The 14,198-nt window shown below is 48.1% G+C and carries 9 protein-coding genes; 2 read left to right on the forward strand and 7 right to left on the reverse strand.

The window, feature by feature from the left end; translation table 11 throughout:
- Positions 1 to 124: 124 nt before the first annotated feature.
- The gene (locus HF569_RS11200) at positions 125 to 1,558 is read right to left on the reverse strand and encodes a C69 family dipeptidase (RefSeq protein WP_168902492.1); all 1,434 of its coding nucleotides are present in this window, start codon (positions 1,556 to 1,558) and stop codon (positions 125 to 127) included.
- A 250-nt stretch (positions 1,559 to 1,808) separates the two neighbouring features.
- Between HF569_RS11200 and HF569_RS11205 the strand changes: the two genes are divergently transcribed.
- Complete coding sequence (locus HF569_RS11205) at positions 1,809 to 3,167, forward strand: FAD-dependent oxidoreductase (RefSeq protein ID WP_168902493.1); 1,359 nt, start codon at positions 1,809 to 1,811, stop codon at positions 3,165 to 3,167.
- 212 nt (positions 3,168 to 3,379) lie between these two features.
- Here the strand turns inward: HF569_RS11205 and HF569_RS11210 are convergent, their stop codons facing one another.
- From HF569_RS11210 to HF569_RS11220, 3 genes are all read right to left on the reverse strand, one after another.
- Positions 3,380 to 5,497, reverse strand: coding sequence for a lectin-like domain-containing protein (locus HF569_RS11210; RefSeq protein ID WP_168902494.1), 2,118 nt, complete (start codon positions 5,495 to 5,497; stop codon positions 3,380 to 3,382).
- 261 nt (positions 5,498 to 5,758) lie between these two features.
- Positions 5,759 to 7,249 carry a glutamate/gamma-aminobutyrate family transporter YjeM gene (gene yjeM / locus HF569_RS11215; RefSeq protein WP_211089051.1) on the reverse strand — a complete coding sequence of 497 codons (1,491 nt, stop codon included), beginning with the start codon at positions 7,247 to 7,249 and terminating at the stop codon, positions 5,759 to 5,761.
- A 482-nt stretch (positions 7,250 to 7,731) separates the two neighbouring features.
- On the reverse strand, positions 7,732 to 9,309 hold the full coding sequence (locus HF569_RS11220; protein WP_168849956.1) for a peptide chain release factor 3: 1,578 nt from the start codon (positions 9,307 to 9,309) through the stop codon (positions 7,732 to 7,734).
- Between the two features lie 174 nt (positions 9,310 to 9,483).
- Here HF569_RS11220 and HF569_RS11225 point away from each other — a divergent pair, with 174 nt between their 5' ends.
- The gene (locus HF569_RS11225; RefSeq protein ID WP_168902495.1) at positions 9,484 to 10,062 is read left to right on the forward strand and encodes a hypothetical protein; all 579 of its coding nucleotides are present in this window, start codon (positions 9,484 to 9,486) and stop codon (positions 10,060 to 10,062) included.
- Positions 10,063 to 10,117: 55 nt separating this feature from the next.
- Here HF569_RS11225 and HF569_RS11230 read toward each other — a convergent pair whose 3' ends face one another.
- The 3 genes from HF569_RS11230 to tagD form a co-directional block, all read right to left on the reverse strand.
- A complete protein-coding gene (locus HF569_RS11230) occupies positions 10,118 to 12,142 on the reverse strand; it encodes a CDP-glycerol glycerophosphotransferase family protein (protein WP_168902496.1) in 2,025 nt (674 codons plus the stop codon).
- 14 nt (positions 12,143 to 12,156) lie between these two features.
- Positions 12,157 to 13,041, reverse strand: coding sequence for a hypothetical protein (locus HF569_RS11235; RefSeq protein WP_168902497.1), 885 nt, complete (start codon positions 13,039 to 13,041; stop codon positions 12,157 to 12,159).
- Positions 13,042 to 13,110: 69 nt separating this feature from the next.
- Positions 13,111 to 13,530 (reverse strand): glycerol-3-phosphate cytidylyltransferase, encoded by a 420-nt coding sequence (gene tagD, locus HF569_RS11240; protein WP_168849952.1) that lies wholly within the window; start codon positions 13,528 to 13,530, stop codon positions 13,111 to 13,113.
- Positions 13,531 to 14,198: the final 668 nt, after the last annotated feature.

Genomic DNA, 14,198 nt, shown 5'->3' on the forward strand with positions numbered 1-14,198 from the left:
GCGGCTAACCGTGAGAAACTTTCTGTCACTTACCTCACGTGCACATCGACTAGCCAAAGCGACCCTCGTAACGGCGATTTCAGCCACTACGAAGGTCGCTTTTGAATACCTTAACGACTTGATTCTAAAGATTCTTATCCATGTTGAAGGTCAACCGAGAAAGTGTCAGTCCCTTTTCGATTAAGTCATTGGTAAACTGCGTCGTCACCTTGCGCATATCCGCCGTAACCTGATGATTTTGTGCGGTCAAGTAGGCCGTTAGCTCATCACCGGTAAGCGTCCGTGCCTTAGCCAGCGTCCGCGCCACGTGTGCTCGAAGGCTTTCCTTAGCGGCCGTGACGTAATCCGTATCCTGTTCGATGAAGTCAATGTAGTGGGACTCTACGATCATCGACAACTTCCGATACATCCAGTAGGCACTGACGTCATCCAAGTGAACTGGCGTGTGGCTGTAGCTATCATCCGTGTCCGTTGCGTTAGCAAAGAACGGCACGTATGGGCTGAAGGCTGGCACACCGAAGCATAACCACATAATGGCGGAACTTTCCTTAGGGACGTCATTCCGTAATTGTAAAACGTGTGAGTTTTGCGTCCGGTTCATCGAGATCGGCCGGAACTTCAAGCGATCGGCATCGGCACCAGGACCTAATGGATCGTACTTGGTTTCGTTGTAATGGGAACTCAGAATGTATTCGACATCTTCCACACTAATTTTGTGGCTCGTCCGGCAAATGAATGGCAAATCACTGGACTGGGGATCCTGTTCAATTTCAGGGTTCAAGTACCGTTGACCAAACCAAACTCGCGGCGTGTTGTAGTGCCGGTCCTTTTCCGTGCTAGTCCCAAAGATGTGCCGGAAATTCCAGCCAGCCTGGTCGGGATTCAAGTGATTTTCGGTGACAAACTCCTGAATCCCCTCGGAATACATGAAATTGTCGGGGTCATCAAAGGTTACTTGCTGAATGGCTACCTGATTGGCTGCCACGGCGTAAGCATCATCGGGAATGCGTTGTGCCACCCAGTGGTGTCCCGTCACAATCTCCATGTACCAAACCTCATCGTTATCAGAGAACAGTACCCCATTCCCCTCCGGTGATCCATATTGCTTGATGAGCTTGCCCAAGTAGCGGACCCCATCGCGCGCAGAATTAATGTAAGGCAAGACCATCGTCTGCAGAGAATCTTCCGCTAAACCATTGGCAACTAGGGGATCAAAGGCCAAGGCCTGAGGATTACCATAAACACTTTCGGTGGCACTCATCGCCACGTTTTGTGAGTTAATCCCACTCTCAGCGTACTCCCCGGTCTTATCCGTCTCGACGTTTGGCGTCGCGAGATACCGGTAACCATCGCTAGGAATCGGTGCGGTAAAGCCATTTTGATTGGACACCCACGTTCTCTTGGGTTGGTCATGCTCTGCCGGATGGACATAGAACCGTTGCGGCGTGAGCGCCAAAAAAGTATCATCATTTCGCGCAATCATCGTGGACCCATCCACTGATGCCTGCTTACCGACCAATACCGTCGTACAAGCCGTTAAATGTTTTGCTGCTTTCATCTAAACTACCACTCCTTAATTTAGGCCGATCCTTTACAATTGACCCAATTACTACAGGCATAGTTTACTCCTAACTCTTAAGGAAGACTAGCCACTGTTTGTCTGCCAAAATGGTAACACTTTCACAAATGTGTTGACATTTGCGCCAAATTGTCTAAAATAGAGTTGTAATCAATTGATTCATATTTTTTTGAATCAGTTTGTGAATAGTATCTCAATATTTTTTAACTATCCTTAGGAGGCCATATTCATGAAAGTCACAGTCGTTGGTTGTACCCATGCAGGTACCTTTGCAATTAAACAAATTCTTGCCGAACACCCAGATGCCGAAGTTACGGTCTACGAGCGGAATGACGTTATTTCCTTCCTTTCTTGCGGGATTGCCCTCTATCTCGGTGGTAAAGTCGCCGATCCTCAAGGTCTGTTCTATTCTAGTCCCAAGGAACTCGCTGAACTCGGCGCCAATGTCCAAATGAATCACAATGTCCTAGCGATTAACCCCGAAACTAAAACGGTTACAGTTGAAGATTTGAACACTCATGAACAAACGACTTCAGCCTACGACAAGCTGGTGATGACCTCTGGTTCATGGCCAATTGTGCCTAAGATTCCGGGCATTGACAACGCTAAAGTCAAGCTCTGCAAGAACTGGGCACACGCACAAACACTGATCGAAGAAGCCAAGGATGCCAAGCATATTACGGTGATCGGCGCTGGCTACATCGGTGCTGAATTAGCCGAAGCCTACTCCACTACCGGTCATGAGGTCACTCTGATCGATGCGATGGACCGGGTTATGCCGAAATACTTTGATAGCGAATTTACCGACGTGATCGAACAAGACTACCGTGATAATCACGTTCAACTAGCACTAGGTGAAACGGTTGAAAGCTTTACTGACAGCAACGACCACCGCCTGACCATCAAGACAGATAAGGGCAGCTACGATACCGACCTGGCAATTCTGTGCATTGGTTTCCGGCCAAACACGGACTTACTGAAGGGCAAAGTCGATATGGCACCCAACGGCGCGATTATCACCGACGATTACATGCGCTCCTCAAATCCGGATATCTTTGCTGCTGGTGATAGTGCTGCTGTACACTACAATCCAACTCACAAGAATGCCTACATCCCCCTCGCCACTAACGCTGTCCGTCAGGGAATTCTGGTAGGAAAGAACCTTGTGAAGCCTACAGTTAAGTACATGGGAACCCAATCCTCTTCTGGACTTGAACTCTACGGTCGCACGATTGTCTCCACTGGTTTAACCTTGGCTGCTGCACAACAACAAGGGGTCAAAGCTGAACAAGTCATCGTCAAAGACAACTACCGGCCAGAGTTTATGCCAACGACCGAACCCGTACTGATGTCCTTGGTTTACAACCCGGACACCCGGCGAATTCTCGGTGGTGCGCTCATGAGCAAGTACGATGTTTCCCAGTCGGCCAATACCCTCTCTGTCTGCATCCAAAACGAAAATACGATCGACGATTTGGCCATGGTCGACATGCTCTTCCAGCCTAACTTCGACCGTCCGTTCAACTACCTTAACATCGTGGCCCAAGCGGCACAGGCTCAAGCTGCTAAATTGACCACCACTCATTAGACCCGCTTAACCACTAAAGCCATTGCTCACGTTTTAACGTAGCAATGGCTTTTTTGTTTGCTCATTCATGACCTCAGTAGTCCGTTAGCGGTGACGCCGCTTCAGCGTTTATCGTTGAATCCCTGAACTAATCGGTTATCATCGAAGCGTGTCTCCCACTATACCGGCTAAGTCATTTTGATATAAATCCTTCCGTTCTACCGTTGCCCTAGTCAGGGAACATTGTTCAACGTCCACGTAATCTCGGCTTGATACTCGCCTTGAATAGCATCCCCGTTCACTTCCAGAATCAGTCCGGCCTCATCGTCCCAACCGCCGACGACATCGGTCACATCAGCTTGTGCGCTGGAAACCCCGCTCATCACGGTCATCGCGGTCGCCGTCACTGGACTCTTTTCATCACGGTCGTAGTAGTACAAATCACCGGCCAGTTCGCGCCCATCCGCTGTCGTAAACTTAGTACCCATCACTTGCAAGGACCACTGTGCGCCGGCCGCTCGCGTATCTAGAATCTTCACTTGCCAATCTTTGGTCCGCTTAACGGTCTGGTGCTGGCCCGTCAGCTGAGTAGCGGCGAAGGTACTCTTGGATGATACCTCTTGAAAGGTTAACTGTCCCGGCACGTTGATCGTATACGTGACCGTGTTCGAGACGTTACCATAAGGATCCGTGACCTTTAATTTCAGCGTATTGGTTCCCGCCTTCAATTGGTTGGCGTTGACCGTATAGTCAAACCGTCCGCTACTATTATCATCCCCAGCTGTCATGACAAAATCAGCTTGTGGCTGATCATTCAGGGTCGGCTGCACCGTCATATCCGTATTATGCAGATCAACTCCTTCTGGGATCACGACTAATCCCTTGAAAGTCGCCGCCTGGCCAGCCTCCACTTGAACGCTACTACCGGACAATGAGAACAAGCTCAATTCCAAGGTGGGGTTGATCGTAAAGCTCGGCGTATCTGCGGTCACCACGCCGTTGACAGCAGTAAAACTACTGGAATCAGCGTCTACCGTCACGGGGGCCTTGATATCGTTGGCTTGCCCCGTAAAAGAGATAGTTGCCGTGGCATTATCGTCATCTAAGGCCTCGCCCAACGTGAAATCAAGTTGATTGTCCGTCATTTCCGCCAAGCTCACCTTGGCTGTCTGACCATTCTGATAACGAATCGATGCTGTCTGATCATACGTCAGCGAGCTAGGCAGATGAATCCGCGCCGCAACATCCTTCCAAGATTGTTTGCCATCCCGGTAAGTTAACTGGTAATCCAACTGGACTTGATGCGTTCCCTTAACTATGTCACCGCTTTCAATCACTTGGTTAGTCGTTTTATCCGTCAGCGTAGTCGCCGCCTGAGCGTCTACCAGTCCCGGAATCTTTTCCATCACAACTAGATTGTTTTCATAGCTATCGCCAGTAGCCCCGGTGAAGCCCCACCGGACCTGCCCAGAATTCGTCGGGTCAATCTTACTTAAGTCTAAATCCGCTGTCTGGCTGATCCCCACCTGATCTTGCCCGGTGGCTGGGTTCTTATCGTTGAAGGTATAGGTCATCTGTTGCTTATCCGCATTCCACTTCAATGTCAGATGGTGCCAATTTCCATTTGCCAACAACGTATAGTCGCCTGCGATCGTGCCCTCATGGCTTTGCGTTGCGTAGTAGCCTGAAGCTGGCAGTGGGATAATCTGTGAAGTCTTCACCATTTGGTAAGTCCCCACTTCCCCCGGATAGTTGTAAGCTAAGTGCGGACCGGCTAGCTTGCCGTCAAATGAATCCGCTGAGCCCGCATTCGAATAGTTCGATGAGTTATTCAGATGGGTATCAAACTCCAAGGCCCAGCTATTTTGAATCGCACTGGCGGCCAATTTCGTAGCATTATCCTGCTTTTTATCCGTGTCCACGCCCCAGACACCCAACGTTTCTCCAACGACGGTCTTGCCAAAAGTCGGCGTCGCGGCGAGTCCCCGACTATCATTTTGTAGGACTAATGCCATCCCATCCGCGGCCTTCTTGCCCGTATTACCGAAATACAGCCACATTGAAGCGGTTTCATTTTTAGTTAAATCAAACGCATTGTCCGTTGTCGACCATAATGCGCCAAATTGCTTCTTGCCGTTGTTTACTTTAGCCGCTTGTGTCCCCGGTGTTGCCGTATCAACCACGACTGCCTGGTTAGTTGTGGTGGTCCCCGGCGTAAAGATATTCTCCAAGGAGATTCCCTGCGGCGCCGACTTTAACGCGTTATCGTAATCAGTATCAGCGCGCACGGGCCCACTCAACATAACGTTCCCCAACCCAATGATCAGTCCTAACCAAATTCTCCATTTCATCAATAGCCGCTCCTTTCCGCCCCCAAACGGTGTTGGTCCTCAATTGCCTAAGCAACGTTATACTTGCTCTATAAAAGGATAGCATGTGACCACCATTTGCTGGCTAATCGGTCAAAATATCGAGAAATCACTTCGAAAATTGACCGCTAACTATGGGCCACATTCTCAGTAAGCATCTTCCACTTCAAGTGGGCCCCACTGCTTACAAAAAAGGCCTGAGACGTTCATCCCAGACCTCTGACACTGTATTAAAATTAAAGTTTAGTCGCGATTGGCCTTACGTTGCCGAACGTGATACCAAACCACTCCCAGCAAGCCGAACAAGATTGGCCCGACTAGCATCCACATGGTACTCTGTAGATCGTCGTTTTCCAATACGGGTTGAATCAAGGTAAAGGTGTTCGCCCCTAAGACCACGATAAAGACCACCCAACTAATGATCGTCGTCCATTTTGGCGACTTGTAGACCTCGAAAGGCTTTTGAATATCATGATTGTGCTTGAACTTAGGAAAGGCATAAACCAAGAAGAGGTAAGGCAACGTCATGGACACGTTCGCCATCAGCGTTAAAATATTGTAAAATGCCGACGCGTCGGTTGAGGCAAACGATGCCAAGAGAATGATGACGATGACCACGGTACATTGTAACTTCATCGCGTAACTAGGCATATCATTTTCATTAAGTTCCGTGAACTTCTTCGGCCACATTGACTTAGGCGTTCCTAGAATCAACGTCTTCAATGGAGAATATGTCAACGTGAAGAAGGCCCCCGAGTACGCTAAGAACATCCCCAAACCGGTGTAGCGGGCGAACCACAACCCAATCGTCGTGCTGGTAGCAGCGCTCAATCCCAGTGATTGTCCTAGAACATCCCCCAGGTTACGCATCATGACATAACTGATGTTTCCCATATTGGTCGACGGATCGGACAGAACGGCATTCCAATTCGTACTGATCCCCCAGCAGAGAATCCCGATCGCATAGCCTAAAGTAATCACAATTGCCGAGATCACAATGGCTTTGGGGAACGTCTTCTCTGGATTTTTCGTCTTATCGACCATCCCACCGAGAACTTCCAGTCCCCCGTAAGCGAAAATGGCAAAGACTGCAAAACTCATAATTCCCATTGGTTGCTGATAGTTGGGATGAGGTGACGTCATGAAATGCTGCAGTGGTTGGGCCACTTGACCATGGCGCAAGGCCAAGACCACCCCAGAAACCACTAACAGGATGGCGTTCAGACTCATCACGGCTAGTCCACCTAAGCTCGTGACCCGCACGATACCCTTGACCCCTTTGATCGAGACGTAGGTCACGAGGATCATCCACAGGCAGGACAAGATCCCAATAACTTGCGTGGCATTTAGTCCAGCAAACGCAAACTTCTGAGTTTGATCCGTACCGAAGAATAGCGTGGTGAAGGGAATCCAAACCTTCGCTGAAGTTGAGACTAGCCAAATAATGTAGGACGCAAACCACATAAAGGTCCCAATGAAGGCGAACTGTGGATTAACACTGACTTCCATCCACTGATACATCCCACTCCCCTCATCGGATTTGATGGCAGCACCATATTCCGCCATCATCAGAGCAAACGGAATGAAGAACAAAACCGCTGCTGCTAAGTAAAATAGGATTGATGAATATCCCATTAAGAAGTAGGCCACCGTACTATTGGCAAAACCAAAGACAGTGGTAAAAATCATCATGACTAACGCCATAAGCGTGATTTTATTACTATTTTCAGCCATTATTTTCTCCCCAAATCATTTAAACTGCCCTATTGAAGGCGCTTTTATTAGTTTATATGAGCGACAATATAATCCCCTGTTAATTCACTAATAGCCTGCTTAGATTTTCGTGTGATAATTGGCTTTTTTCTAATTCACGGACTGAAGTTGAAGTTCCGAAGTACTGACTCTAACAACAACGTGGAGTTAAAACTAGGCAACGTAGTGGTCCCCTCGCCTTATCGGTCGACATAGTACGTTTTTAGGCGACTGAGATATGATTGTCACGGTCATTATCGACTGAAGTGAAACTACCAGAGTAGCCATGTCTCCCAACTGTTGCTTTGGTAAAACACAACCAGAGCCGGAGTGCGATCCGTTTAGCCTAATTTAACGGCAAGAACTTTTACCAATGCTGGAATAAGGTTGGTATTTTATCTTTCAATCTTCCGGCACGTAAAAAGCGGCAGCATCCACCATGTGAATACTGCCGCTAACTGATTTTATAATTTAGAGGTTAACTTAACGTCTGGGTACTTGTCTTCGAACCAACGTTCCGCAAAATGATTCTCAAACAAGAACAGTGGCTCACCATGACTATCCTTCACCAACAAGTTCCGTGACGAAGACATGCGTTCATCAAGCTGCGCTGGATCAATCCACCGAGCCGTCTTCTTCCCCATTGGCTCCATCACCACTTCAGAGTTATATTCGTTTTGCATCCGGAACTGGAACACTTCAAACTGCAATTGTCCGACTGCTCCCAGAATATAATCTCCCGTTGAATACGAAGTGTACAGTTGCACGGCCCCTTCCTGAACCAACTGATTGATTCCCTTGTGGAAGGACTTCTGTTTCATCACGTTCTTAGCGGCTACCCGCACGAATAATTCCGGCGTAAACTGCGGTAGCTTCTCAAATTTAACAGTTCGCTTACCCGTGTAAATCGTATCGCCGATTTGGAAATTACCCGTATCGTAAAGACCAATGATATCGCCGGCAACGGCCTTTTCGACGTTTTCACGCGTGTCTGCCATAAATTCCGTCACGTTCGACAACCGTAGCTTCTTGCCCGTCCGTTCTTGCGTCACGTCCATGCCTCGGTCAAATTCACCAGAACAAACCCGCACAAAGGCGATCCGGTCACGGTGTTTAGGATTCATGTTGGCCTGAATTTTAAAGACAAATCCGGAAAATTCTTCGTCGGTTGGCGCCACGTCCGTATCTTCCTGCGTATGATGTGCTGCAGGTTGGGGCGCGTATTCCAGGTAGGTCTCAAGGAAGGTCTTCACACCAAAGTTAGCCAAAGCTGAGCCAAAGAAGACTGGCGTCTGGTCGCCGCTCGCAATCTTGGCTTCATCAAACTGGTTACCCGCTTCACCAATCAATTCCATGTTGTCCCGGGCATCTTGATACCAGCCATCGTTCTCCAGCTCATTGTGTTCAGCCAGTTCACCTTCGTCCGTCAGTGGTAAATATTGATGTTCCGCATCTTGTGGCCGGAATAAAGCCACCCGGTGATGGTACCGGTCATAGAGGCCCTTGAGCTCTTTACCCATCCCAATAGGCCAGTTCATAGGATAACCTTCAATGCCTAAGACATCTTCCAGTTCAGCAATCAGATCCATGGGGTCACGTCCATCACGGTCTAACTTGTTCATAAACGTAAAGATCGGGATGCCCCGCATTTTACAAATCTGGAAGAGCTTCTTCGTCTGGGGCTCAATCCCTTTGGCCGAGTCAATCACCATGACCGCAGAGTCCACCGCCATTAACGTCCGGTACGTATCTTCAGAGAAATCCTCATGCCCAGGGGTATCCAAAATATTGATCCGCTTGCCCTGATAGTCGAACTGCATCACGGAACTCGTTACAGAAATCCCCCGCTTCTGTTCGATTTCCATCCAGTCAGACTTGGCAAAATTCCCGGTCTTCTTTCCCTTAACCGTCCCCGCTTCACGGACAACACCACCAAAGAGCAGCAGTTGTTCGGTAATCGTCGTTTTACCGGCATCAGGGTGAGAAATAATGGCAAAGGTTCTGCGTTTATTGACCGCAGCCGCTAATTTATTTTCACTCATAGTATTTATCCTCACAAAATTTTTAATTTTTATTCGTCGTAATTTTTAATTGCACAGCGTTTTGATTTTAACACATTTAAGGTGACAAATCACGGCTCACCACCATTTTAACCCGCATCGCCCTGATTTCGTGGTATCATTAAAGAATGAATCTATCGAGAAACGGGTGAAAATATGTCGGCAAGTACCGAAGCCTTAATCGTCGAGCTCATCTTTAGTTTCGGCGCCATCGTTACCGTGGGCGGCATTATCGGTCTGCTCATTGCTAAGGGCAAACAGAAGACGTTGCGTCCTGCAATGACCATTATTATCAGCGGCGCAGGCCTCGTCATCATTGCGACCCTACTGAACGTCTTGCTCTTTAAATCGTACGATCACGTTCAGGTGAAGAAGGACCAATACTACGAAATGGTCAGTCTGACCGCTAACATGCATACTTCTCTAGCCAGCAGTCAGGCGGCCAATCAACCGGTGACGCCCACCGCTAAGAAGGCGAGTCGCAACGTCACTTACCTCATCAAGCACACACATCAGCCAAAAGCTTCCCTGCACCGTGCCCAAGCCGCTCAGCGACAATTGACCACACGCAAGCACCCTGATCTGACCTTGGTTAAACGGCACTATCGGTTTATCCTCAACCACTACGTTGCTCAGTTGGGGCACTCGGAGCGGGTAACGCAACGTCTCAGCGATTACGCCTATCGTCAAGCTGTCCAACCAAACCAATTAGGTCCTAAAAAATCATCAAATTGACAGAAAAGCGAAGCCCTTGTGGCTTCGCTTTTTGCTTACGCATGACAGGCATTGACTACCCGTTCTTTTCAATTTGTTGAACCACGTAATTCACAATCTTCAATGAACTCAACCCATCATCAATCGAACAGAAGCGTTGATAGAAGTCCATGAATTTCTGATCGTGACTCATATCTGGCGTCTTCAACTTGTCGCCAATCATCTGCAAGAGCTGTTGCTCATTGTGCGCAATCTCTCCAGGCAAGTCTTTTTCATAGTCGAGATAGAAGCCCCGCAGCTCATCCTTATACATGTGATAATCGTATGGATAGAAGAGAATCGGCCGCTTCAAGTAGGCAAAGTCAAAGAAGACGGATGAGTAATCTGTGATCAACATGTCACTAATCAAATAAAGATCCGAGATATTTGGATGGTTAGAGAAGTCAAAGACGACGCCCTCATATCCACTAATATCCAGTGCATTAGAAATCAAGTAGTGCATCCGCAGAACCAGTACGGCGTCTTGGCCGTAGCGTTCTCGGAATTCATCCAGTGAAAATGGCAACTCAAAGGTATACTTACCCTTTTCCGCAAACTGATTATCCCGATAAGTTGGTGCATACAAAACGACCTTCTTATCTAACGGAATCCCCAGTTCTTGCTTCAGGGCAGTCACATCTTCACGGGTGCTATTAATCAATTCATCATTCCGTGGATAACCAACCTTCAAGATTTGATTATTAAATCCAAAGGCTGACCGGAAAATTCGCGTTGAGTAATCGTTAGGCGATACCAGCGCATCCCACCGGTTAGCTTCCCGCACAAAGTTAGCGTGATACTTAGTGGTCGTCGTTCCTGGCATTGAGACATTTTCAATATCCAGCCCTAACTTCTTCAATGGCGTCCCGTGCCACGTCTGAATATAAGTCACGTAATTCGGCTTTTTCACCCAGGCAGGGAACCGCGCATTGCTAATCCAGAAACTGGCTTTCTCCAAAGTCCGTACCCACTTGGCCGTTCGCCGGATGACGTATGGAATGTCATTTTCCTTACAGAACTTCTTCTGTGACCGATCAATCGACCAAATAAACGTAAAGCCTGGGTATAGCTGCGTGAACAGTCGATAGATCGCGTAAGGCGAGTCACTGACCTGACGCCCACCGAAGCTTTCGAAAATCAGCGTTGGTTGGTCAAATGCCCGGTGCCCCCGCTTAAATAGACGCCGCATATAGAATAGATTGGCCTTATCCATCAGCATCGACAGTAACTTTGTCGCCCCGCCAACCTTGGCTGGTACGTTGGCCAAACGTTGAGGTAACGTTGGCGCTGCCGTCTCTTGAACCCGAATCCCGTTGTCAAAGCGCTTGTCGATCATGACCAGTCGGTGGTCTGCCGTAATCGCTTGGGTCACCTGACCAGCCAACGACTTAGCCAAGACGACACGTTGCTCCAATTCCTGTTCGCCCACGGTCGAGCGGATGAACAACTGCTGCGTGCTGTCCGCCGCCAAATCGGATAAGGGAATAATCCCCGTAAACAACCCGTGTAAGGACATTTGGGTAATGGGCCATTCCGCCGAACTGTCTGCCTGAACGTTTTTCAGGACTAACCGTTGATTCGTAATGGGCTGATTGTTAATCCGATTAGCCCCGATGACCTGTAATTGATCGTCCTGCAAGTTAATCGCATTAATGGCGAATTCATCCTCCGCCTGTTGCGTATGCATGTTGAATAGCGCCATCCCATTGGCATCGCTATTCAACTGGTAGTAGCTCGTTAAAGTTAACTGATGCCGGTCGCTTAGATACTCACTCTCAACTTGGATTAATCCCCGAGTGTGGTGCTGTTGCAAGTTCAGGTAAAGTTCCCAGCTAAACTCACTTTGTCCCGCCGCTGCAAATTGCAAGTCACTTGCATCCAAACGCAAACGGACCACCTGAGCACTGACAACCTTACTGATGGGAATCGTAATTGACGCTTGGGTTTGCTTTTCCAAGAAAGTTACCGCGAGATCGTCAAACGGCTCCGGCACATCGATCAATTCAAGTTCAAGCTCCTGTAAATTCTTTTTATGATGTAATCCAGATAAAATCGCACGCACGATGGAAAAACTCCTTAGTAGTTAAAAATCAGTTGATTGGGCATTTGTGGTGAGAAGTGTGCGTTGACCGTTAAATCAACGTACAACCGTGTCTCAGGGGTCAGTAAGCGACTGAGGATCGCCTGATAAAAGGCATAGATATCGCTAAAGCGACGGTAGTTAGAATAGGCCAAGACGCCATAGTAGGCTTCGGTAGTCGTAATAATCTGCGTCTTATCGACCGTATTGGCCTCTGCTTTCTCCAACTGGCGCTTAGACATTGTCGCTGCACTAGCCACTTGCTTAGCATCAGCAAATTGGGTCGCTAGCATTGCCGAGGTGGCACTTAAATTATAAACATGCTCAATTGGTCGTTCATGCCGGACAAAGCGTAAGACGGCCTCTCCGTGCTGATTAAGCAGGTAGCTCGTTTGTGCCACCTCATTTTGAATCTTTTCAATCCCGACAACCGTTCCGTCGAGCCCATACGTATCGACCTGGGTCAACTGGTCAGCTTGGTACTGCCGCAAGCTCATCGGGGTATCATCGTCAACTTGCCGTAATTCCGCCACCATGTGTCCCTTACTGAGATAACGCTTGATCTGTTCCTGATCGGCCGCAAAGAGTCGTTGCTCAAAATCCGACAAGTCCATGGTATGCCGTTCTTCCGCTGTCAGAGCCAGTCCCGGTTCTTCCGCGAACAAGTCGGCTAATGTCAAAAGTTTCACATCCTTGACCCGCCGATTCTTGGTCGCCAATTGATTTAAATATTGGCGTACCGTCCACACTGCTTCAAAATCCACCATGGCTACCAAGATGGTCACCGTACTCTTCTGTTGTAACGCCTTGAGTAACTGGGTGGAGAAATTTGGCTTGTGCATGCCATTTAACGATGTTAATAAAAAGATAAACTGCTGCATTATTTGCCTCCGTCTACGCATTCCTATGAAAAAATCCCTAGTCTGCGACTAAGGATTTCATTGCCAGCATTACTTTTCGTCTTCCTTCCAGGTCTCTTCATCTGAAAGGCCAAGATCATGCTTGATTTTAGTCGTGGAGATGCCTTCCGTCCGTGGTAAGTAGATCACTTCACAGTAGTCTTTCAAGAAGTCAAACTTACCCTTCCAGTCATCACCCATGACAAAAATATCAATGTTGTTTTCCTGAACGTCGCGAATCTTTTGATCCCAAGTTGTTTCGGGAATCACGTGATCAACGTAACGAATCGCTTCGAGGATGTACTTACGGTCCTCGTAAGACGTGTAAGCGCGCTTACCCTTTTCCGCATTAAATTCATCAGAAGAGACGCACACCGTTAGATCGTCACCCAAAGCAGCGGCCCGTTTCAACAAGCGAATGTGACCCTTATGTAATAGGTCAAACGTTCCATAAGTAATTACTTTTTTCATGTAGAATCTCCTACTTTATCTGGTTAATTCCCCCGTTGCTTTACCCGGGGGTTCGTGTTTAAAAAATCCAATAACAAACTAAATAGTAGCATATTGAGCGGTCACGTCAACTTCAAACCACAAAGGTTAGTCATTTCTTGAGAATTTCTGCCCGATCTCCAGCCCGTCGACAGTCATTATCTTTACTAACCAACAGTTAAAAGAATATCGTTCATACTAGTTCTAACAACAGCAGGTCTAAGACTCGGCAACCTAGTGATTGCTTACGCCTTACCGGTCAGCAGCTATGGGCTGGATCGGTGCGAACACAACTTGAAGCCTCGAAAGGACCGAGTCTACAAGCTTGGTTTTCTACTAAGCCAGTAAGAAGGTCGCTTACTAGCTAAGTAGAACGACGCGCCTGAGCCCATAGCTGCCGACCTCACGGCTAACACAACATTTTTAGGCAACTTGAGATAATGGCTGTTATAGTCGCTATCAACCAAATCGCAAATTCTAAGTAGCCACGGTTTCCAACTATTGTCGCCGTAAATCACAACCAGAACCGGAGGAGGCCAGGGATGGAGCCGGCCGTGAAAGTGCTGTTAGCTGGCGATTTTTTCCGCCAGTTTACAGCACGGGCGACTTTGGAGACACGCGTCTTGACCCGTACCCCAAAAGTTGGAACA

This window comes from Levilactobacillus tujiorum (assembly GCF_012641185.1).
GTDB classification, from domain to species: domain Bacteria; phylum Bacillota; class Bacilli; order Lactobacillales; family Lactobacillaceae; genus Levilactobacillus; species Levilactobacillus tujiorum.